Origin of the sequence: Pseudoalteromonas sp. AOP7-A1-14 (genome assembly GCF_052376275.1) — a bacterium.
In the GTDB taxonomy this organism is placed as follows: domain Bacteria; phylum Pseudomonadota; class Gammaproteobacteria; order Enterobacterales; family Alteromonadaceae; genus Pseudoalteromonas.
The window spans coordinates 1-22,207 of sequence record NZ_JBQSVO010000002.1; the positions used below are offsets into that span (position 1 = coordinate 1).

A 22,207-nucleotide genomic window follows, 5' to 3' on the forward strand; every position below is an offset into this window, starting at 1 on the left:
CGTTGGTGGCAAGTTTGGCGGGTTCATTTGCTTTTGCTGCACAGGCTCAAGAAGCCCCCGAAAATACACAAGCAAGTGAAGATGATGGTATTGAAATTATTAGTATCACCGGTTCGCGCAGAACAATTCAAGATCAAATAGCCATAAAACGCGAAGCAACAACGGTTGTTGATGGGCTTTCAGCTGAAGATATTGGTGATTTACCTGCTCTATCTATTGGTGAAGCACTAGAGTCAATCACAGGTGCTGCGTCACACCGTGAAAATGGTGGTGCTACAGAGATTACTATTCGTGGTCTGGGGCCATTTTTAAGTGCTACTCATATTAATGGGCGCGAAGCGACTAATGGTAGTGGTGACCGTTCGGTAAACTTTTCTCAGTTTCCATCAGAGCTAGTTAAAAAAATAGCCATTTATAAAACCCAAGATGCCTCAATGATCGAAGGGGGCGTGGCAGGTGTTATTGCACTTGAAACCGTGCAACCTCTTGACTACGGCAAGCAAAGAATTCAGGGTGAAGTGAAGGCAAATTACAATCCTGATGAAAGTAATGTAGAGAATTCATTACAAAGTGATATTGGCTTTCGAGGTACTTTTAGTTACGTAGATCAGTTTGAATTTGATAATGGTCAAGCTGTTGGTGTTTCTTTTGGTGTTCAGCGTCAAGATATCAACCAGCCAGAATCCGAATATAGAAGCTCTAGCCCATCAGGATCCTCGTTGTGGGCTTGTTTAAACGACCCAACTAATACTAATGAAGGTTTCTACCGTGGTGAAGCAGATGACTGTGAAGACCGTATCACCGGTGGTAGTAACCAAGGTTATGATACGGAAATTGACCCAGACACAGGTAAAGCAACTAGTGATGGAGTACCTTATGCCTGGACAGGGAGCACCCGTAGCTATCGTCAAAATGAAACTTCAGATGAGCGTGATGCTATTTTCTTTGCTATGCAATATCAACCGTCTGATACATGGGATATTAATTTTGATGTGCAAGTGTCTGATCGTATCCAAGCAGAAGCTCGACATGATATTAAATTTTTACAAAAACGTGCAACGCCAGGTGTTACTGGACCTACACTTGTAACAAATGACGTGGGCAGCATTCTACACTGGGAAGGTGAAGAAAGAATAGAATCAGCCGGTGAACAGTTTTCACGTGAAGAAAACTACATTGGTTATGGTTTAAACATAGAGCACCAAGCTACAGATAATTTAAGTTTAAACTTTGATGTATCTTACTCACAAACAAAACGTGAAGAGCTACAAATATCGAACCGCGGTAGAACAGTTAACCGTCCATTTTTTTCTTGGGATATGGGAGATGAAATACCTCATTTCACTACACAAGATTTTGATGTAACAGATATCACAAACTTTACTGATAGCTTACGTTCACGTATTGACCGTGAAAACAGCCGTGAACATGAAGTTATAGGGGCTCGAATAGATTTCACTTATTTACTCGATAGCGGCATGTTCACTAGTATACAAGGTGGCTTTAGAGCTTCTGAACTTACTTTCTTACAGTTTGGTGGCAGTAATGGTAATGGCTCACGTACTGAGTATGCATTGGATGATAACGTTGATCCGGATGTTGTGTTAGGCGTGTTGGAAAGTTGTCAAATTGATTTTCCAGAATCAGGCTTCTTATCCAGCGTATCTGATGGCGACATTATCACCAATGTTGATAGTGATGGGAATGTAATAGATAGTGGAACAGGTTCTTCTTGGGCTACATACGACAATACATGTTTCTCACAAGAAGTGGCAGGAATTGTGGGCGAGGAATGGGTTTACCCTGAAGTTGAGTATGAAAATGCAGGTACTAAAGATGTCACAGAAAAAACCACTGCAGCGTACTTAATGGCTAATTATGATACTGAAATGTTTGGTAAGTTCATTCGTGGTAATGTCGGTGTTCGTATTGTTGATACTGATGTAAATTCAATTGGTTTTAGAAACACTTTTGAAGTGGTTACAGATGATCTAGGTGTATTGGATGTAGTACCGGGCGATTCTCTTGATAAAATTGAAGGGGGCGGTGACTATACTGAGATACTGCCAAGCTTCAACTTAGTAGTTGATTATAGCGAAGATATTTTAATCCGTGGTGGTATATTCCGTGGTATGTCAAGAGTCGAACCGGGTAACTTAAGCTACAGTCGTACCTTTCAAACTGATGACGACGCTGCACCGACGACTATAGAAGAGCTATTTGTTGGTGTTAATGGTTCAGGTAATCCAAATACGCAGCCGTTAATGTCATGGAACTATGATGCAGCTATTGAATGGTATCCAAATGATGACTCTATTTTCTCTCTTGGTTTCTATTACAAGCAATTCCAAGGTGGTTTCCAGCAGCAAACAGTACTAGAAGAATTTGTAATAGATGGCAATAGCTATCAGCTACCGATTACTAACTCAGTTACCACCGATGAGGAAAGTGATATTTATGGTATTGAGAGTTCGATTGCTTATCGCTGGGATAGCGGTATAGGTGTAAAATTTGGTTATAACTATGCTGACACTGATTATGAGTTTGAAGATAGCAACTATGGGGACACCTTTGTTACTGATATAGACGGTAACAGCTCTCAATTAACAGAGGGGATTGTTGAGCCGGGCGCGGTTCCTGGATTCTCAGAGCATGTATTTAGTGGTCAGGTATACTATCAAATTGGTGATTTTGATACGGCTGTTATTTATAAATATCGTAGTGAGTACTTCCAACCTTATACTAGTAACGGTACACGCTTACGCTATGTTGATGCGGTAGGTGTGTGGGAAATGCGCGCTTCATACAGAATAAATAGTCACGTAAGGGTGAAGTTTGAAGCTATTAACCTATTTAGTGAGCCTAAGTCTCAGGATTTCTACACTGAAGATAATTTAGGTGAAGTAAACAGCTATGGCCCACGCTTATTTGCTGGAGTTTCTTTTAAGCTCTAAGTTTATTTCCAAGCTAAGATAAGTAGGAAAAGGCATTTTTGCCTTTTTCTACTTTACCCACCGTAAAAATATCATTAAATAATGTTACTACCTTGCTCTGGATCTCTGGCTTGATCTGCTTGCTCACGGATTTCATCTACATCACTGCTAACATCATCTAAATTATGCCTTTGATTATTATAACTTTTATTGATTTTAGGTTTTTCTGACACTGGCTGATTTTTTTGCTGTGCTTGAGGGACGCCTGTTTCGGGCTGAGTTGCTGTAGGTAAATAAAGATCGTCGCCTTGGCTATTGAGTAATATCCGCTCTCGAGCGTCATCGGGCATACTTATTCCTTGTTCAATAAAGTCAGTCACCAGTGTACGCATAAGCTGCGAGGCAACTTTAATAGTGCTGTGCTGTTCGCTATTAACCCAAAAGTAAATGGTTAAATTGATTGTGGCTGCGCCTAAGTTGTCTACCAATACTTGTGGAGCGGGATCGTCTATAATAGCGCTCTGGGCTTTTATTATTTCAAGAGCGCGGTTTTGCACGGCGCGAACGTCGTTATCAAAACCAACTCCCAATACAAAGTGACCGCGCATTTTAGGGTTTGCTGTTAAGTTTTTAATGACATTCTTATACACCGTCGCATTAGGTATTTGAATATGATTACCATCAAAATCCACTAAGGTTGTGGCGCGAGCAGTCACTTTTTTTACCACCCCTAAATGATTATTAACTTCGATAACATCATCAATTTTAAATGGCCGCTGCACGCTAAGTAACATACTGGAAATAAAGTTTTCAGCAATATCGCGAAACGCAAAACCTAAAATTAAACCCAGTAACCCGGTACCACTCATAACGGCCACAGCAAATTGAGTGAGGCCAACTAAGCGTAAGAATATATAAATTCCAAAGAAGATAATTAAAATACTAACAAAGCGTCGTGCAACTAAATTAAGCAAGTGGCTTTCACTCATATAACCTAGTGGCTTAATAATTATTTTTGAAAGTGGTCGAGCTAAAAAATAGCAGCCAATGATAACCACTACGCCCAATAGTAGAGCCGGTAACATTTGCCAAGCAGCTTGTAAAAACTGCATAACTTGCTGTTCTAAGTCAGGCCACAAAAACTGCCATGCATCGTTTCTGGTACTTATGTTTTCATTTTCGATTAATCTTTTAATATTCTGATTTATATATAAATGGCTATATTGCATGGGCATTTTCCATAATACACAAAAGTGATTAGACCGTTTACTAATCGGTTTATTACTTATTAGAATAGCAAATAAGAGGCCAGTTCGAGCTGGCAAACTATTTGCTACACCCTGTTATTAATGGGCAGTTATTTATGTGCTGCGCGGCAAGTAATCATAGCGGGGTTATCATCATGTCGAAAGATGAACGCGGGCATCAAGCACGAACACCGACTGAAATTCCATTATTGGGTTGGTGGGATATTAGTAAGCGAGTTTATACCAGCTTATCGCAAGATAACCTCTCATTTGTTGCTGCGGGAGTTGCTTTTTATGCCTTGTTAGCTATTTTTCCTGCACTTGCTGCACTCGTTTCGACGTATGCGTATTTTGCGTCGCCAGCGGATATTTCTGAGCTGTTAAGCCGGTTTGTAACATTATTACCGCAAAGTAGTCGCGATATTATATTAGAGCAGGTTTCGCAGGTGACAGAAAAATCACAAACACAGCTGAGTGTGAGTGCTATTGGTACATTGTTACTGGCTGTTTGGAGTAGCAGTAAAGGTTGTCAGGCATTAATTACAGCATGCAATATTACGTATCATCAACATAATAAAAGGCAGTTCTTTAAAGCGTTATTTGTACGCTTTGTGTTTTCGTTCGGGGCGATAGTTGTTGCGGTTATTGCGTTATTAATCATTGGTATATTACCTATCGTGCTTAATTTAGTGGGGCTTAACGCTCATATTGATACGCTTATTCAGTTAATTTCTTGGCCTATATTGGCAATCACATTTAATTTTGCTTTGGCTTTATTGTATCGTTATGCACCACACCGTAGTCCTGCAAAATGGTGCTGGGTAACCCCAGGCTCATTGATTGCGATGTTTTTTTGGATTATTGCGTCTTTAGGTTTTTCATATTATGTATCTCAATTTTCTTCTTATAATGAAACCTATGGCTCTATTGGTGGTGTAGTGATTATGTTGATGTGGTTGTATATTAGTGCTTATATTATTATTTTTGGTGCAGCAGTTAATGCCTGCACAGAGCAGCAAACGATGCATGACAGCACTATCGGTCCAGCTAAAGATGCTGGGGAGCGAGGTGCGTTTGTTGCCGACCGTTTAACGACGTTGCAGGCCAAACAAGAAAGCCGGGATGAGTAGTCTACACGACTCAACTAGAGTGGTAAGGGCTAGGGCTGCCTTTACTACTCTTTTGTTGCAAGTATGTTGCTAGTAATTAAATAAACGTTGTAAGTTATTAAGTTAGCCTAGCGTGCAGAGTCGAATCTGTCCCCACTTACCAATGACTTTGGTGTTAAGTTGAGTGGTTTAACTGGTGTACATATTCCCATAAGTCGTGAGTTTGTACTTGCCTGTTGATGGCTGACAACAGTAGTTTAGAGGCAGGTAAATTATTGACTCTAGAGCCTGGCAGCGAGATTGAGTTCACGAGTGAGCAAAACGCTGACATACTTATTTTGGCCGGTGAGTCACTTAAAGAAACCAATAGCGCACATCAGGTTCATTGTAATGGCTACGCAAAATACGATTAGGCAGTAACGCGTGATTATCGATGTGGCGAATATTTGGTCAAATTTAATTATCGGAGGTCTTTATGGGACTATTAGTAAAAGGTCAATGGCAAGATAAATGGTACGACACTGAGAGTAATCAGGGGGAGTTTAAACGTGAAGCCGCTCAATTACGTAATTGGGTTACTAAAGATGGCACCGCTGGGCCAACTGGTGAGGCTGGTTTTAAAGCGCAGTCAGGGCGTTATCACCTCTACGTTTCATTGGCTTGCCCTTGGGCGCATCGTACCTTGATATTTAGAAAACTAAAGGGTCTTGAGTCACATATCGATGTTTCAGTGGTTAGTCCTGATATGCTTGCGCATGGTTGGAGTTTTGATACCGATAACCACAGTAGCGGTGATAAGTTGTTTAATAATGATTTTATGCATCAAATATATACTCAGCATAAAAGTGATTATAGTGGCCGCGTTACAATACCTGTGCTTTGGGATAAACAGCAAAACAAAATTGTTAGCAATGAGTCGGCAGATATAATTCGTATGTTTAATAGCGCATTTAATGAGATAACCAATGATAAACGCGACTTTTATCCGGCTGTATTACAAAGTGATATTGATGAAATAAATGAGTTTATTTATGAAAATATCAACAATGGCGTATATCGCGCAGGCTTTGCGACAACAGTTAATGCGTATGAGCAAGCATTTGATTCATTATTTAGTGCTCTTGATAACGTTGAGCAGCGTTTAACAACTTCGCGTTATTTAGTAGGAAGTGAAATAACCGAAGCTGATTGGCGTTTATTTACTACACTAGTTCGCTTTGACAGTGTATACGTGGGGCATTTTAAATGTAATTTACGTACTATTGAAAGCTATCCCGCGCTTAGTCAGTATTTAAGAGAGCTTTATCAAGTTCCGGGTGTGGCAGATACCATTGATTTTTATCATATCAAGCGTCATTACTATTATAGTCAGACAATGATTAATCCGACTCAGATTGTTCCTAAAGGACCTGATATTGATTATATGCGTGATCATAACAGGGAAAAATTGGGATGACTTTAAAGTAGTTTTTTATAGTGGATTGGTATTAATTTATAGATCAGTGTAACGGCTAAACCTCAGTGATTTGAGGTTTAAATTAGCCTGAGTAGCCAAGTAAACTTACTGAGATAATTTGATTTACTGCTTTTATCATCAGATTTAAGCGCTTGATAACCTACCCCCGCACTAAATGCACTGGCAAGCCCTACTTTGGTTAGCGCAAACCTTTTTAAACGGTAAGTAAATGCACTCTGATGCTGCCTTTTTAAACTTTGCTGTAAATCCATTTCTTTACTGAGTTGAGTTACTTTGTGATTTGGCTTTTTAATAAAATAATCAATTAACATGATTTTTCTCCGGTCTGGATATCTAAGTCTTACTTAATATTTAAAAGCTGTTTGAGGCTATGTAATGTTTTAGTAAAACCTATTTTATTACTAATGTAGCCAATATTCTTCCAAGTCCAAACTAAAAAAATAAGCTGTAAACATATTAATAACGCAGCGCTGAGCCAAACTGAGCCACTAAATGCAAACACCGCAAACCCGAGAGTCGCCAGCAACCCAGCCCAAAGTAACACTAAACCACCGGCAAAGCAGACCAGTAAAATTATGAGTAATGCCAATGAACGTGTTGATAAGCGCAATTCAGCTTGCGCTATATTTTTACATAGTCCCGACTGTGTTTTATAGTCATGGTAAATTTGTTGGCTGTAACCTGATAATTTAGCTAAATGCTCTTGCCATAGCTGCGCAGAATGTTCAGCAGATTGCTCTGCTGAACTTTGTGCTTGCTCATCCGATGTTTTATCGTCGGTATGCTGCATAGTAATTACTTTCTACGACCAAGAAGAGAAGTAACTAACATACCTGCCGCAAAAGCGATACCTGCGGTTGCAAGTGGATTTTCAGAGGCTAGCTGGCGTGTTTTTCCTGAATATTCAGCCATTTTAATACGTGCCTCTAATTGCTTTTCAGATAATGTTTGCGCTGAGCTTGATGCTCCATGACGAACTGAGCTCTCAGCTGTAGCTGCACGTGATGAAAGTGAGTCTACAGCCTCATGCGCAGCTGAAGTTGCTTTTTCAGTAAATGGAGCATCCACATCTGATTTTTGTGGAGCTGCTTTAGAGTTTGATGCTGTTTGCTTAGCTGTTGAAGTAGTCATAATCAATCCTTAATAGTTCATTTCTTTGAAAAGTAATATAACTAATGCAATCATCAAACCAGCCATTAAAAAACATTTAAAATCAGCCGTTTGATTTTTTTATATGTTTTTTAATATGATTCATATCTTTCCTTTCAAGTAACACTTTCGCGGTTTGGGTAAATTTTACATAGTCATCGCAAGTCATATCGTAATGGTTTAAGTGTCTTTGTTGTTGTTATTTTTTGAGGTTTAATTTTCAAGAAAAGCAGAGCCTATCTAGTGTTTATCCTCCGTAAAAAGGCGATAATCTAGTATGAATACCAAATACGTGGTGTCCGGAATACCCTGTTTAGGGCGATTGAACTTTTGCTCACATAAATATTTAGGACGCGGTAGCTTTATTCGGTTTTTATTCATTCTGATGGGGATATAAGCCAGTAGAATAAAGTCGAAGCTGTTATTGAGCACAAATATCGCGCTGCGATTAACCGCCCTTGATTAATAAGCTTTAGTCTTGATTTAGTATTGAAAGGTTAGCATCCCTAATCAAACAATATAAAAATAATGTAATTATTCACTAGGTATTCAGTCAGTGACAATTGTTCATTCTTAAAGCAATTTATAAAAAAATTATTTTTTTCTTCTTTATCCACTTTTTCCCACATAATTCAGTAGCTTTGCGTGAAGCCTTATTTTTTCTAGGTTTAAGAGCGCATTATAGGATCTTGCCGACTTGACAAAATAGCGTGTCAAGCCCTAAACTGGAGCACTGTGGTAAAAAGTGGTTTTTAGTGGATCAAATTGGATCAAGATGCCAATGTTGATGAATACCAACGATTAGATTAGGCATATTTATGTTTCGCGGTGCGAGTTCACTGAGTTTGGATGATAAAGGACGCTTTGCGGTACCTACCAAGTACCGTGATTCGCTATTGTCCGAAGATCAGGGCACTGTGATCTGCACAGTCGCATTAAACGAGCCGTGCTTGTGGCTTTATCCACTAGCAGAGTGGATTGAAATAGAAGCAAAATTGGCAAAGATCTCCAATATGAATCCCCGTGCAAGACGTATGCAGCGCATGCTACTTGGTAACGCCACAGAATATCAGCTCGATAAAAACGGTCGAATTTTGTTAGCGCCTTCATTGCGCGCACATGCAGAGCTTGGCAAAAAGATCATGTTGGTTGGTTTGATGAACAAGTTTGAAATTTGGGATGAAGCACGCTGGCAAGAGCAGATGCGTCAGGACACCGAAATAGAAATGCTCGGTGAATTTGAATCTACCCCAGACTTAGACAGTTTATCGCTCTAGTCACCAAATTTAAGGCAATAATTAGCTAATGACAGCGCAATTTGAACATATTTCCGTATTAATGGACGAAACCATCGAATCCCTTGCGATCAAGCAAGACGGTATTTATATGGATGGTACTTTTGGCCGTGGCGGACATTCTGGACAAATACTTGCGCGATTAGGAGAGCAGGGGCGCTTGCAAGCGATTGATCAAGACCCACAAGCAATTAAAGCTGCTGAAAAGTTTGCCGACGATAAACGTTTTAGTATTGCCCACACACGTTTTTCAAATATTTTAGAGGTTGCACAAGACAATGATTTAGTTGGTAAGGTTGATGGTATTTTGCTTGATATTGGTGTGTCGTCACCGCAACTAGATGATGCACAGCGTGGTTTTAGCTTTATGAAAGACGGGCCGCTCGATATGCGTATGGACCCAAGTACTGGTCGCAGCGCAGCGCAGTGGTTAGCGGAGGCTGAACTTGAAGATATTACCCATGTTATTAAAAAATTAGGTGAAGAAAAATTCGGTCGTCGTATTGCCCATAAAGTTTTAGAAACACGTGAGCACACACCTATCACTACAACTAAGCAATTAGCCGATTTGGTTGATGAAGCGGTGCCAGTAAAAGATAAATATAAACACCCCGCAACGCGTACCTTTCAGGCTATTCGTATTTATATTAATAGTGAGCTTGAAGAAATTCAAACAGCATTACAGTCGGCAATTACTGTATTAAAACCGGGTGGACGTTTGGTAGTGATCTCTTTCCATTCATTAGAAGATCGCATAGTAAAACAGTTTATTAAAAAACAGAGTAAGGGAGAAGCAGTACCCAGAGGTCTGCCTTTAACGGATGCACAAATAAATAAAAACCTAACGTTAAAAGCAGTGGGTAAAGCGATTAAACCTAGTGATACTGAAATTGCGGCAAACCCACGTTCACGCAGTTCAGTACTTAGAGTTGCACAGAGGCTGTAATGAAAGCTAAAGCGAATCATCGAAAGCCCAATTTATTCTATGAAATTATCAAAGGCCTAGGAGCTAATAAGCTAACCTCGGCCTTATTGCTTATGATATTCGTAACAAGTTTAGCGGTTGTGCAGGTAACTCACCTAGCACGCCAAGAGTTAATCGAACAAGATCAGTTACTACAAGAGCGCGATGAACTCGACTTAGAGTGGCGTTATTTACTGGTCGAAGAAGAGTTTTATTCGCAGCATGTGCGCATTGAAGAAATTGCCACTATGCAACTAGAAATGAAGCGGCCGTCAAGCCGAGATGAACAGGTAATTATTCTGCCATGAATAGTAGAGGCAAAAAGCCCGTTACAACTTTAATCACCTGGCGTTTTATGTTGGTGTGTACTGTGGTGTTACTTATTTTTGTAACGCTTGTGTCGCGTGCAGCCTATTTACAAGTAATAGAGCCAGATAAAGCTCGTTCAGAAAGCAATAAACGCACAGTTCGAGTAGAGAAACTTCATGTGCAACGGGGTATGATTTTTGACCGTAATGGTAAAGAATTAGCGGTAAGCGTACCGGTTGTAAGTGTTTATGCCGACCCTAAAGCACTAAATAAATCACTGGTAAGTAAAGTGCTTAGACAAGCGCGTAAGAATGGCGAAGATTATCAAACATTGGCAGAAAACCAATCCGAACTGACCAAGCGTAGTGCTATTTATTACAAAAACGACTTACGTTGGCGTGAACTGGCTGATGTGCTGCGCATTGAACCGAAAAAAATTAATAGCCGTTTACGGGATGATGAAACCCGCCGTTTTGTATACTTAAAACGTCAAGTAACACCAGCGGTTGCAAATTACATTGGCGATCTGCGCTTGCCTGGCATTCATTTGCTTGATGAGTCAAAACGTTACTACCCGGCTGGGGAAATAACCGCTCACGTACTTGGCTTTACCAATATTGATGGTAAAGGTATCGAAGGGATTGAAAAGCTTTATGAAAAACCGTTAACCGGGGTTGAAGGCCGTCGTACTATTCGTAAAGATGCACAAGGCCGTGAAGTTGAAGTGCTTGATGAACGAGAGCGTGTGGAGCCAGAAAATATTCAACTGAGTATTGATCAACGTATTCAAACCATTGCTTATAAAGCGGTTAAATCGGCTGTACTTACATACAAAGCTACCTCAGGGTCAGCGATGGTGGTCGATGTTAAAACTGGCGAAGTGTTGGCGATGGTCAATAGCCCTTCATTTAACCCAAATAATATGCGTAATGCCTCACCACACAAACGTCGTAACCGTGCAATCACTGATTTGTTTGAACCTGGCTCAACTGTTAAGCCGCTAGCCATTTTAGCTGGGCTAGACTACGGCTCAGTTAAAGTCGATGACACTATTGATACGTATCCAGGTTGGATGCGTTTAGGCGGCTCATTAGTACAAGATACCCGTAACCATGGTGAAATGAGCTTACGTGAGATTTTAAAGTACTCCAGCAATATGGGCGTTACAAAAGTCACGCAAACTGTGCCAAAAGATTATTTTGTTGGTTTGTTTCAAAAGGTTGGGTTTGGTAGCGATACCGGCACCAGGATGGTCGGTGAAAGTAGTGGTTTATTCTATCCAAATAGGCGTTGGTCTGATCATGAAATTGCTGCGCTATCTTTTGGCTATAATATTGCGGTAAGTACCGCTCAGATGGCACGTTTTTATGCCATGTTAGGTGCAGGCGGCATAAATCGTCCACTGACTGTATTAAAGCAAGAACATGCACCTGAAGGTGAGCGTGTTTTTCAACAAAAAGATGTTGAAGCCGTTGTTCATATGATGGAAAGCGTTTTTGAAGACGGCGGCACAGCGCGTAATGTTAATGTAGATGGTTACCGTGCTGCGGGTAAAACCGGTACTTCTAAAAAAGCTGCTGCGGGTGGTTATGGTGATGAATATGTTGGTTATTTTGCCGGCGTAGCGCCAGCGAGTAACCCTCGTTTAGCGGTCGTTGTGATGATTAATGAACCCGGTGGCGATGTTTACTCTGGCGGTGCTACCGCCGGACCTGCCTTTGCTGAAATAGTGTCAAATGCTTTACGAATTTTAAATGTGGCTCCAGACAAAGATGCTGTTGCCTATATGAAAGGTAAAGATAATGATGCGTGATTTACAGCCGATTCTTAAACAGATTGAAGTGGACGCTAGTAGCCTACAGGTGAATCAGCTGCGTTTAGACAGCCGTGAAGTTAAACCCGGCGATGTATTTGTAGCAATTAAAGGCCATCAACTTGATGGCGGACATTTTATAGAAAAAGCGATTGAAAATGGCGCTATAGCCATTGTAGCCGATAGACTGTGTGAGTTTGAAAGCGACTTTGAACCACTTTATTTAGTCACTGATTTAGATAAAAAGCTAGCCGTTCTTGCTAGTGCATTTTACCAGCACGCAAGCCAGAAACTTGAGCTTGTTGGTGTGACTGGCACCAATGGTAAATCAACAACGACAGCAATGATTGCCCACCTAGCTGAATATTGCGATACTCAAGCCGCTATTATTGGCACTTTAGGTTATGGTCAAACTGATAACTTAATACCACTTCTAAATACCACACCTTCAAGTGTTGAGCTGCAGCGCATTCTAGCTGACTTAAAAGCGAAAAATAATAAACTAGTTGCAATGGAAGTCTCATCCCACGGTTTAGTGCAGCAGCGAGTTGGCCAATGTCAGTTTAAAGCCGCCGTGTTTACTAACTTATCCCGAGACCACTTAGATTACCATGGTGACATGCAAAATTATGGTGATGCTAAGTTAATGCTGATGCGTGACTATAATGCTGAGCTTGTGGTGCTTAATCAAGACGATAACCAAGCAGAGCTATGGCTTGAAAAGTACAACTTTAATAATCTTATTTGTTACGGGCATAAAAATTTAGCGCCAGAAGCAGCCAAATATGTGTATTTTAGCGAGGTCAACTTTCATCAGGGCGGTATTGCTGCTCTTTTAAATACCAGCTGGGGTGATATTAAAATAGAGTCCCCCTTATTTGGTGAGTTTAACTTATATAACTTAGCTGCAGCGATCGCCACCTTATTAGGTTTAGGTTATCCACTTACGCGTTTAGCTGAGGGCTGTAAAACACTTGAACCTGTTGCAGGACGTATGCAAGCTTATAGCGCTAATGACAAACCAACCTGTATTGTTGATTTCGCTCATACTCCAGATGCACTTGCCTTGGCATTACAAGCACTGCAAAAACATGTTCCCGGCGGCGTAAGTTGTGTCTTTGGCTGTGGTGGTGATCGTGATAAAGGTAAGCGCCCGCTGATGGCAAAAGCCGCAGAAGATAATGCCGATAAACTTATAATTACCAGTGACAACCCGCGTAGCGAAGAACCTATGCAAATAATTAACGATGTTGCAGCGGGGCTTGCACAACCAGAAAAAGCGCATCTTGAAGAAAATCGTGGTGCCGCTATTAGTTACGCTATTGAACAAGCAAGCTCTGAAGAAGTAATTTTAATTGCTGGTAAAGGCCATGAAGATTATCAAATTATTGGCGATCAACGCATCGACTTTTGTGATCGCCAATATGTACAACAACAATTAACAAAAAAATCACGAGGATCACAGTTATGATCCCAATGGATTTTAATTGGCTTGCCAAAGTGCTAGCAACAGATTACCAAGGTGGTAATCAACAAGTAACGAACATAAATACTGACACCCGCAGCTTGTGCGCTGGTGAAGTGTTTTTAGCATTACAAGGGCCTAATTTTGATGGCCATAAGTTTGTGCAACAAGCTAAAGAAAAAGGCGCGATAGCAGCGATTGTTAGCCGTGAAGTTGATATTGATTTACCACAGTTTGTGGTAGCGGATACGCGTTTGGCGCTCGGTGAAATCGGCGCAGCCGTTATGGCTGAAGTGTCGCCAAAGACCATTGCAATTACCGGCAGTGTGGGTAAAACCACTGTAAAGGAGATGTGCGCGGCTATTCTATCGGGTCATGGCGAAGTGCTTGCTACCGAGGGCAATTTTAATAACGATATTGGTGTGCCACTGACTTTATTGCGCCTAGAAGCCAAGCATCAATATGCGGTGATAGAGCTGGGTGCGAATCATATTGGTGAAATAGCCTATACCGCAGCGATGACTAAAGCAGATGTCGCGGTAGTTTGTAATGTGGCCGCCGCGCATATTGAAGGTTTTGGCTCTTTACAAGGTGTAGCAACCGCCAAAGGTGAAATTTACGACGGTTTAAAAGAGCATGGCGTAGCCATTATTAACAGCGATAGTGATTATAGTGACTATTGGCTGGATAAATTGCAAGGTCGTCAAGTTAAGCGTTTTTCAACCAGTGAAAAGTTAGATATTTGGGCTGAAGAAGTTAGCCTAGATGAGCAAGCTCATGCCTCGTTTTACATGTGTACAGCCACTCAACGAGTGCCTGTGAAACTTGCTTTACCAGGTAAGCATAACGTGGCTAATGCGCTGATAGCTGCATCACTTACGCTTGAATTTGATGTTGATCTTAAGTGCATTGCTAGCGCTTTGGCTAATATGGCTGAAGTAAAAGGCCGTGTAAATATTATTAAAGTAGATGACAACCTAACGGTTATTGATGATACCTACAATGCTAATGTTGAGTCGGTAAAAGCGGCAATAGATTTACTCAGCGATATATCAGGCCAACGTATTTTAGCTTTTGGTGATATGGGCGAGTTAGGTGAAGATGCGCGCATGTACCATCAGCAAGTGGGCGAATATGCAAAATTAAAAGGTATTGATGAGCTTTATACTTTAGGGGTATTAAGTAAGTCCGCCAGCGATGAATTTGAAAAGCCGAATCGCCACTTTTCGAGTCGTGACCAGCTATTACAACAGTTACAAAGTGAACTGGCTAAATCTGGGCGAAAAACCACCATCGTAGTAAAAGGTTCTCGCAGTTCTCGTATGGAATTGCTTGTACAAGATTTAGTTAATAGCCAGCAACTTGGCAGCAATGGAGTATCATCATGTTAGTTTGGCTGGCTGAGTATTTAACACAATATTACAGTGGTTTTAATATTTTTTCGTACCTGACGGTGCGCGCTGTATTAGGCATTTTAACCGCGTTATTAATATCGCTTTATTTTGGTCCAAAATTGATTCGTGCTTTGCAAAGAATGCAAATTGGTCAAATAGTACGTGATGATGGGCCTGAGTCGCACCTATCTAAAAAAGGCACCCCAACCATGGGCGGGCTACTTATTTTAGGCGCTATTTTTACTAGCACATTATTGTGGGCTGATTTATCAAATAAATATGTATGGGCTACCTTGTTTGTAATTGGAACACTGGGGTTAGTGGGCTTTATTGATGATTACCGTAAGGTTATTCGTAAAGATCCAAAAGGCTTAATTGCTAAATGGAAGTACTTTTGGCAGTCAGTCATTGCTTTAGTGGTTGCAAGTGCACTTTATTTTACCGCTCAACAAGGCAGTGAAACATCATTAGTGGTGCCATTTTTTAAAGATGTCCTACCGCAACTAGGCTTGTTTTACATTGTAATGACTTACTTTGTAATTGTTGGCACTTCAAACGCGGTAAACTTAACAGATGGCCTTGATGGCTTAGCGATTGTGCCAACTATTTTAGTCGCAGCGGCATTAGCAATTATTGCTTATTTAACCGGTAACGTTAATTTTTCTGAGTACTTACATATTCCACATTTACCCCTTGCGAGCGAATTGGTGGTGGTATGTACAGCTATTGTTGGCGCCGGTTTAGGGTTTTTATGGTTTAACACTTATCCAGCACAAGTATTTATGGGCGATGTGGGTTCACTAGCTTTAGGTGGTGCGCTGGGAATTATTGCCGTGTTAGTACGCCAAGAACTCGTGCTTGTGATTATGGGCGGTGTGTTTGTAATGGAAGCGCTGTCGGTTATTTTGCAAGTGGGCTCATTTAAGCTTCGAGGACAACGAATTTTTAGAATGGCACCCATTCACCATCATTACGAATTAAAAGGTTGGCCAGAGCCGCGGGTTATTGTGCGTTTTTGGATTATATCAATCGTACTTGTACTGGCTGGTCTCGTAACATTAAAGATAAGATAAATGAAATATTTAAATGAGATAAAAAATAAGCGTATAACGGTGCTCGGACTCGGTGTAACAGGTCTGGGCATTGTGCGTTTTTTGTTATCTCATAATGTGTTGCCTATTGTTGCTGATAGTCGAAATACGCCACCGGGCGGGGATTGGTTACTTGAGCATGCGCCAGAACTGACAACTCAGTTTGGTGATTTAGATAATACTGCGCTTAGTGATAACGATATTATTATTATCAGCCCAGGGCTTAGCTTGAGCACAGATGCCGTTGCCAAAGCAATTGATGCAGGTGTTGAAGTGATTGGTGACGTAGAGCTATTTGCTCGCTTAACAGATAAACCCGTCGTTGCAGTGACTGGCTCTAATGGTAAATCTACCGTAGTGACACTGGCTTACGATGTATTAAAAACGGCAGGTTATAAAGTCGGCTTAGGTGGTAATATTGGTACTGCAGTGCTTGATTTATTAAATGATGGCTTTGATGTGTTTGTACTGGAACTATCAAGCTTTCAACTTGATACCACCACTAGTTTAAAACCAATCAGTGCCAGCGTATTAAATGTTTCTGAAGATCACCTTGATCGCTATGAAAATTATCAAGGTTATATTAATTCAAAGCAGACTATTTATCGCTATGCGTCTCTAGCTGTAGTGAATAAAGACGATAGTGCAACTTATACCGATACAGCAAATCAGGTGAGCTTTGGTTTAACCTCGGGTGATTACTGTTTGAAGAGTCACCAAGGTGAAGATTATTTTACCGTAAAAGGTGAGTCGTTATTGCCCGTCAGTTGTTTAAATGTTGTTGGTCGCCATAATCAGTTAAATGCGCTTGCTGTGATGGCTTTATTAAGCCCGTTCACTATCAGCGGTGAGCATTACCGCCGAGCTTTTAGTGAATTTACCGGTCTTGCGCATCGCTGCCAGTTTGTTACAAAGCTTAACGGCGTTAAGTATTTTAATGATTCAAAAGCCACTAATGTAGGTGCAACTATTGCTGCAATCGCAAGCTTAGCCAATCAAGCAAAGCAATTGGTTGTTATTGCTGGTGGCGATGCAAAAGGTGCTGATTTAAATGCTCTTAAACCTTACTTGCAAGAGCAGCTTAAAGCTCTGATCTGTTTTGGTAAAGATGCCAAAGCGCTGGTTGCTTTAACAGAAAAAGGCCACTTAACGGCTAACATGGACGAAGCAGTCAGTCTTGCTAAAGAGCTTAGCACTGAAGGCGATATTGTTTTATTAGCACCGGCGTGCGCCAGTATCGATATGTATAAAAATTATATGCAGCGCGGTGAGCATTTTAGCGAGTGTGTAAATAGCCAATGTGTTAAGGAAGACTCATGATCGCTTTTGCTAATATTAAAGAGTCTCTGACTCCGCGTCCATCAGCGCAGTTATATGATGTACCGCTATTATATTGTGTTGTTATGCTCATTGGCTTGGGCTTTGTGATGGTTATGAGTGCCTCAATGCCTACTGCTGAGCGACTATTCGATGACCCGTACCATATTATTATTCGCCACAGTTTATTTTTAGTTATGGCCTTTGTGCTTTTTTGGATCACGTCCTGTGTACCGATGACTTGGTGGAAGCGCTCAAACCCTTATTTATTACTATTGGGTTTAGCGCTATTAGTAGTGGTATTAATTGTTGGGCGCGAAGTTAACGGTGCAAAACGCTGGATACCAATCGGTCCTGTAGGAATTCAAGCGGCGGAGCTGGCAAAGTTATTCTTTTTTAGCTATATCGCGGGCTATTTAGTACGTAAACGTGAAGAAGTTCAAGAAAACTTAAAAGGTTTTGCTAAGCCGATTGCGGTCTTTGCGGTTTATGCGTTATTGGTTTTATTACAGCCCGACTTAGGGACTGTGGTAGTGATGTTTGTCACTACAGTCGGATTATTATTTTTAGCCGGAGCTAAGTTGTGGCAGTTTTTTGCGTTGATCTTAACTGGTATTGCTTTAGTGGTGTTGCTAATCATAGTTGAACCGTACCGGATGGCTCGGGTGGTGGGCTTTTTAGAGCCTTGGGACGACCCATTTGGCAAGGGTTATCAATTAGTACAATCGCTAATGGCATACAGTCAAGGTGGTTGGTTTGGTCAAGGGTTGGGTAATAGCGTACAAAAGTTACAATACTTACCTGAAGCACATAATGACTTTATTTTTGCCGTTATAGGTGAAGAACTTGGCTTTGTAGGTGTTGTTAGTATCTTAATTTTGTTTGGTACGTTAGTTTTTCGAGCATTACTGATTGCTGAGCAAGCACTTAAATGTGGTAAAGAATACGAAGGCTATTTTAGTTTTGCGATAGGTATTTGGTTTGCTTTTCAAACCATGGTGAATGTCGGTGCAAGTGTAGGTATATTGCCGACCAAAGGATTAACTCTGCCATTTGTTTCTTATGGTGGTTCCAGCTTATTAATAATGACTATTGCTGCTGGTATTTTGATGCGAGTTGATTTTGAAACCAAAATGGCTACCAAGCAAGCAACGTCACGAGGAGGTCGTCGATGAGTAAGAAAATAGTTATTGTTGCCGGCGGCACCGGTGGTCACATTTTTCCTGGTATTGCTGTTGCTGATTATTTAAAAAAAGCGGGTTGGCAGGTGAATTGGATTGGTACGGCTGATCGGATGGAAGCAGATGTAGTCCCTAAGCATAATATAGATATTGATTTTATTAATGTTAAAGGTGTACGTGGTAACGGTATTACACGTTTAGTTAAAGCGCCTTTTATGGTGATAAATGCTATTTTGCAAGCACGAAAAGTATTAAAAAAGCAACGCCCAGACGTGATACTTGCCATGGGTGGTTATGTTACTGGACCAACAGGTGTGGCTGCAAAAAGTTTAGGTATTCCATTAGTCATCCATGAGCAAAATGCAGTGGCTGGAATGAGTAATAAATACCTAGCTAAGTTTGCTAATAAAGTACTTGCCGCTTTTCCAGAGGCTTTTGAAAAGGGTCAAAGTGAAGTAGTCGGAAATCCTGTAAGGGCAAGTGTTGCTGATGTAAAAAAACATACAATTTCTAGCCCAATCAAATTGTTAGTCGTTGGTGGTTCATTAGGCGCTAAGGTGCTCAATGATACATTACCCACTGCGTTTAAGATGTTAGGTGAAACTTCTTCTGTAGTGATACGGCATCAAACGGGCAAAGGGCACCTAAATGCAGTGCGTGAAGCATATAAACAACAAGGCTTTACATCGGAGCAGGCAAAAGTAACCGAATTTATTGATGATATGGACAGCGCCTATGAGTGGGCTGATATTGTTATTTGCCGCGCCGGAGCATTGACAGTTAGTGAAATTGCTGTAGCGGGACGAATGGCGGTATTTGTGCCTTATCCGCATGCGGTGGATGACCACCAAACAGCCAACGCAAAATTTTTAGTCGATGGTAAGGCCGCGCTTATTATGCCTCAAGAGCAATTTAATGCGCACTCAGTAGTTGAGTTGTTAACGCCTTATTTAGAACAACCAGAATTGATCAGTGAGCATGCGACTGCAGCCTCGCAATTAGCAGTAATTGATGCGACTGCAAATGTCGCAAAGTATTGCGTAGCAGCTGCAAGCGAAAAAGAGCCACTGCAAGTAACAGAAAAAAGAGATAGCTAAGTGAAAGAAACGGCAATAGAGAAAAGTACTCGTCCAGCAATGAGACGTATCGAAACTATCCATTTTATTGGTATAGGTGGCGCAGGCATGGGCGGAATTGCTGAAGTGCTCGCTTTTGAAGGCTATCGTATTACTGGCTCTGATATTGCTCACAGTGCAATGACTGAACGGTTGATTAAAGCTGGCGCAGAGGTTTTTATTGGTCATCATGAAAATAATGTTAAAGATGCCAATGTGGTCGTGGTATCAAGCGCCATTGATGAAAAAAACCCTGAGATAGTGGCAGCTAAGGCTGCGCGTATACCTGTGGTCCGTCGTGCTGAAATGCTGGCCGAATTAATGCGTTTTCGTCATGGTATTGCGATAGCTGGCACTCATGGTAAAACCACCACAACTAGTTTAATTGCTAGTATTTACGGCCAAGCTGGGCTTGATCCAACATTTATAATAGGTGGCTTACTTAATAGTGCGGGCAGTAATGCAAAAGTAGGGAACAGTGATTTTTTAATTGCTGAAGCCGATGAAAGCGATGCGTCGTTCTTACATTTACAACCCATGGTATCAGTGATCACTAATATTGAAGAAGATCACATGGACACTTACGGCGGTAGCCTTGAAAAAATGAAAGACACCTATGTGGATTTTATTCATAACTTACCGTTTTATGGTTTGGCTGTTGTGTGTATAGATTCTGATGTAGCAGCAGAGCTTCTTCCTCGTTTTGGTCGTCCAGTACTTACGTATGGTGAATCGCGTGAGGCTGACTATCAAATGACTGAATTTAGCCAAACGGCAAATAGTTGTACGTTTACCGTCAATAGCAAGCAAGGCGAAAGCATTACTGTTTCGTTGAATATGCCAGGTAAACATAATGCATTAAATGCCACGGCAGCCATTGTAGTAGCTAAAGATCAAAACATTGCTAATCATGCAATTTTAGAAGCGTTACAAAAATTTGAAGGCATTGGTCGTCGCTTCCAACACTATGGCGATTTTGAAAATGAACGCGGTAAAGTGATGTTAGTAGACGATTATGGTCATCACCCATCAGAAGTCGCTGCAACTATTTCGGCGGTTCGCGAGGGGTGGCCAGATAAGCGTTTAGTGATGGTTTATCAACCACATCGTTATAGTCGTACGCGCGACTTATATGAAGATTTTGTTAAAGTGCTTGCTGATGTGGACCAGCTATTACTGTTGGATGTTTACGCTGCAGGAGAAGAAGCTATCGTTGGCGCTGACAGTAAAAGCTTATGCCGTAGTTTACGCTTAAGGGGTAAAGAGCCGTTACATGTAGCAAGTAGTACCGAGCTTGCTGGTGTGCTCGCTGATACTTTACAAGACAACGATTTAGTACTCACTCAAGGGGCTGGTAATATTGGTCAGTTGGTTAAAAAGCTCGCAGCGACTTCTTTATCTATTGAGCAGCTTAAGCAGGTGGACGTATGAGCCAGTTAGCAGCAACATTTGGTAAAGTTGCGGTACTTTTAGGTGGCGATTCAGCAGAGCGTGAAGTGTCACTTAAATCAGGTCAAGCGATATTAAAAGCGCTACAAAGTGCTGGCATTGATGCCATTGCGTTTGATCCGCAAATACAGCCTTTGTGGCAACTAAAAGAACTTAACATTGAGCGCGTTTTTATTGCGCTGCATGGTCGTGGTGGTGAAGATGGCACCATTCAAGGTGCGCTTGAATTTATGAACATACCATACACTGGCAGTAATGTTTTAGGCTCAGCCTTGGGTATGGATAAAGTGCGTTGTAAACAATTGTTTAAATCAGTGGGGTTGAGTACAGCCCCTTTTGCCGTAGTGGATGCTAAAAAGGGCTTTGATGCTAACGCTATTATGGGTGAGTTTAAAAAAGTGATGGTTAAACCTTCGCATGAAGGCTCAAGCATTGGTATGGCACAAGCAACCAATGCTGATGAATTAACTAAGGCACTGAATGATGCTTTTAAGTTTGATAGCCAAGTATTAGTAGAGCAGTGGATCACTGGGCGTGAATTTACCGTTGCAGTACTGGGGGATGAGATACAACCCGTTATTGAAATGACCACCCCGAATGGTTTTTATGACTATCAAGCTAAGTATCAGTCAACGACCACGCAGTATCATTGTCCGGCTGATTTATCAGCGATAGATACAAAAAAGCTACAAGCAATGTCACTCGAAGCGTTTGCTTTAGTGGGGGCTAGTGGTTGGGGACGCGTTGATGCAATGCAAGATAAAAGCGGTGAGTTTTATTTATTAGAAGTGAATACTGTACCAGGTATGACTGAAAAATCACTGGTACCCATGGCAGCAAAAGCAAATGGTGCGAGTTTTGAGCAATTAGTTGTTCGTATTTTGGAGCAAACACTTTAA

20 protein-coding genes are annotated in these 22,207 nt (G+C 41.1%); 16 read left to right on the forward strand and 4 right to left on the reverse strand.

The features are described from left to right. Positions 1-2 precede the first annotated feature (2 nt). Positions 3-2,954, forward strand: a complete 2,952-nt coding sequence (locus tag ACT3RM_RS00480) for a TonB-dependent receptor (RefSeq protein ID WP_444511298.1) — start codon at positions 3-5, stop codon at positions 2,952-2,954. Positions 2,955-3,028: 74 nt separating this feature from the next. On the opposite strand, the gene ACT3RM_RS00485 is transcribed toward ACT3RM_RS00480, so the two are convergent. Beyond that, complete coding sequence (locus ACT3RM_RS00485) at positions 3,029-4,162, reverse strand: mechanosensitive ion channel family protein (RefSeq protein ID WP_441994518.1); 1,134 nt, start codon at positions 4,160-4,162, stop codon at positions 3,029-3,031. A 173-nt stretch (positions 4,163-4,335) separates the two neighbouring features. On the opposite strand from ACT3RM_RS00485, the gene ACT3RM_RS00490 reads away from it, so the two are divergent. The 3 genes from ACT3RM_RS00490 (at position 4,336) to ACT3RM_RS00500 (ending at position 6,745) form a co-directional block, all read left to right on the forward strand. Beyond that, a complete protein-coding gene (locus ACT3RM_RS00490) occupies positions 4,336-5,310 on the forward strand; it encodes a YihY/virulence factor BrkB family protein (RefSeq protein WP_441836509.1) in 975 nt (324 codons plus the stop codon). Positions 5,311-5,528: 218 nt separating this feature from the next. Next, the gene (locus tag ACT3RM_RS00495) at positions 5,529-5,702 is read left to right on the forward strand and encodes a hypothetical protein (protein WP_441994519.1); all 174 of its coding nucleotides are present in this window, start codon (positions 5,529-5,531) and stop codon (positions 5,700-5,702) included. A 62-nt stretch (positions 5,703-5,764) separates the two neighbouring features. Then, positions 5,765-6,745, forward strand: coding sequence for a glutathione S-transferase family protein (locus ACT3RM_RS00500; protein ID WP_441835416.1), 981 nt, complete (start codon positions 5,765-5,767; stop codon positions 6,743-6,745). A gap of 77 nt (positions 6,746-6,822) precedes the next feature. Here the strand turns inward: ACT3RM_RS00500 and ACT3RM_RS00505 are convergent, their stop codons facing one another. From ACT3RM_RS00505 to ACT3RM_RS00515, 3 genes are read right to left on the reverse strand one after another with little or no spacing between them, the layout of a single operon-like run. After that, complete coding sequence (locus ACT3RM_RS00505) at positions 6,823-7,077, reverse strand: hypothetical protein (protein WP_441835417.1); 255 nt, start codon at positions 7,075-7,077, stop codon at positions 6,823-6,825. A gap of 29 nt (positions 7,078-7,106) precedes the next feature. Beyond that, the gene (locus ACT3RM_RS00510; RefSeq protein WP_441835418.1) at positions 7,107-7,556 is read right to left on the reverse strand and encodes a hypothetical protein; all 450 of its coding nucleotides are present in this window, start codon (positions 7,554-7,556) and stop codon (positions 7,107-7,109) included. 5 nt (positions 7,557-7,561) lie between these two features. Continuing rightward, positions 7,562-7,897, reverse strand: coding sequence for a DUF883 domain-containing protein (locus ACT3RM_RS00515; RefSeq protein ID WP_441994520.1), 336 nt, complete (start codon positions 7,895-7,897; stop codon positions 7,562-7,564). A gap of 836 nt (positions 7,898-8,733) precedes the next feature. Between ACT3RM_RS00515 and mraZ the strand changes: the two genes are divergently transcribed. The 12 genes from mraZ to ACT3RM_RS00575 are packed head-to-tail and all read left to right on the forward strand — an operon-like array spanning position 8,734 to position 22,207. Continuing rightward, a complete protein-coding gene (gene mraZ / locus ACT3RM_RS00520; protein WP_441835420.1) occupies positions 8,734-9,192 on the forward strand; it encodes a division/cell wall cluster transcriptional repressor MraZ in 459 nt (152 codons plus the stop codon). A 28-nt stretch (positions 9,193-9,220) separates the two neighbouring features. Further along, on the forward strand, positions 9,221-10,156 hold the full coding sequence (gene rsmH / locus ACT3RM_RS00525; protein ID WP_441994521.1) for a 16S rRNA (cytosine(1402)-N(4))-methyltransferase RsmH: 936 nt from the start codon (positions 9,221-9,223) through the stop codon (positions 10,154-10,156). Continuing rightward, entirely contained in the window at positions 10,156-10,482 is a 327-nt protein-coding gene (gene ftsL, locus ACT3RM_RS00530) for a cell division protein FtsL (RefSeq protein WP_441835422.1), read from the forward strand. The genes rsmH and ftsL overlap by 1 nt, the downstream gene beginning before the upstream one ends. Further along, complete coding sequence (locus ACT3RM_RS00535; RefSeq protein ID WP_441994522.1) at positions 10,479-12,296, forward strand: peptidoglycan D,D-transpeptidase FtsI family protein; 1,818 nt, start codon at positions 10,479-10,481, stop codon at positions 12,294-12,296. Before ftsL ends, ACT3RM_RS00535 begins: the two co-directional genes overlap by 4 nt. Continuing rightward, a complete protein-coding gene (gene murE / locus ACT3RM_RS00540; protein WP_441835434.1) occupies positions 12,289-13,767 on the forward strand; it encodes a UDP-N-acetylmuramoyl-L-alanyl-D-glutamate--2,6-diaminopimelate ligase in 1,479 nt (492 codons plus the stop codon). The genes ACT3RM_RS00535 and murE overlap by 8 nt, the downstream gene beginning before the upstream one ends. Then, complete coding sequence (locus tag ACT3RM_RS00545) at positions 13,764-15,152, forward strand: UDP-N-acetylmuramoyl-tripeptide--D-alanyl-D-alanine ligase (RefSeq protein ID WP_441835424.1); 1,389 nt, start codon at positions 13,764-13,766, stop codon at positions 15,150-15,152. The genes murE and ACT3RM_RS00545 overlap by 4 nt, the downstream gene beginning before the upstream one ends. Next, positions 15,146-16,228, forward strand: a complete 1,083-nt coding sequence (gene mraY / locus ACT3RM_RS00550; RefSeq protein WP_441835425.1) for a phospho-N-acetylmuramoyl-pentapeptide-transferase — start codon at positions 15,146-15,148, stop codon at positions 16,226-16,228. The genes ACT3RM_RS00545 and mraY overlap by 7 nt, the downstream gene beginning before the upstream one ends. After that, on the forward strand, positions 16,229-17,566 hold the full coding sequence (gene murD / locus ACT3RM_RS00555) for a UDP-N-acetylmuramoyl-L-alanine--D-glutamate ligase (protein ID WP_441835426.1): 1,338 nt from the start codon (positions 16,229-16,231) through the stop codon (positions 17,564-17,566). Then, positions 17,563-18,738 carry a cell division protein FtsW gene (gene ftsW, locus ACT3RM_RS00560; protein WP_441835427.1) on the forward strand — a complete coding sequence of 392 codons (1,176 nt, stop codon included), beginning with the start codon at positions 17,563-17,565 and terminating at the stop codon, positions 18,736-18,738. The genes murD and ftsW overlap by 4 nt, the downstream gene beginning before the upstream one ends. Continuing rightward, complete coding sequence (murG, locus tag ACT3RM_RS00565) at positions 18,735-19,841, forward strand: undecaprenyldiphospho-muramoylpentapeptide beta-N-acetylglucosaminyltransferase (protein WP_441835428.1); 1,107 nt, start codon at positions 18,735-18,737, stop codon at positions 19,839-19,841. Before ftsW ends, murG begins: the two co-directional genes overlap by 4 nt. 39 nt (positions 19,842-19,880) lie before the next feature. Next, on the forward strand, positions 19,881-21,290 hold the full coding sequence (gene murC / locus ACT3RM_RS00570; RefSeq protein ID WP_441835436.1) for a UDP-N-acetylmuramate--L-alanine ligase: 1,410 nt from the start codon (positions 19,881-19,883) through the stop codon (positions 21,288-21,290). Then, a complete protein-coding gene (locus ACT3RM_RS00575; RefSeq protein ID WP_441835429.1) occupies positions 21,287-22,207 on the forward strand; it encodes a D-alanine--D-alanine ligase in 921 nt (306 codons plus the stop codon). Before murC ends, ACT3RM_RS00575 begins: the two co-directional genes overlap by 4 nt.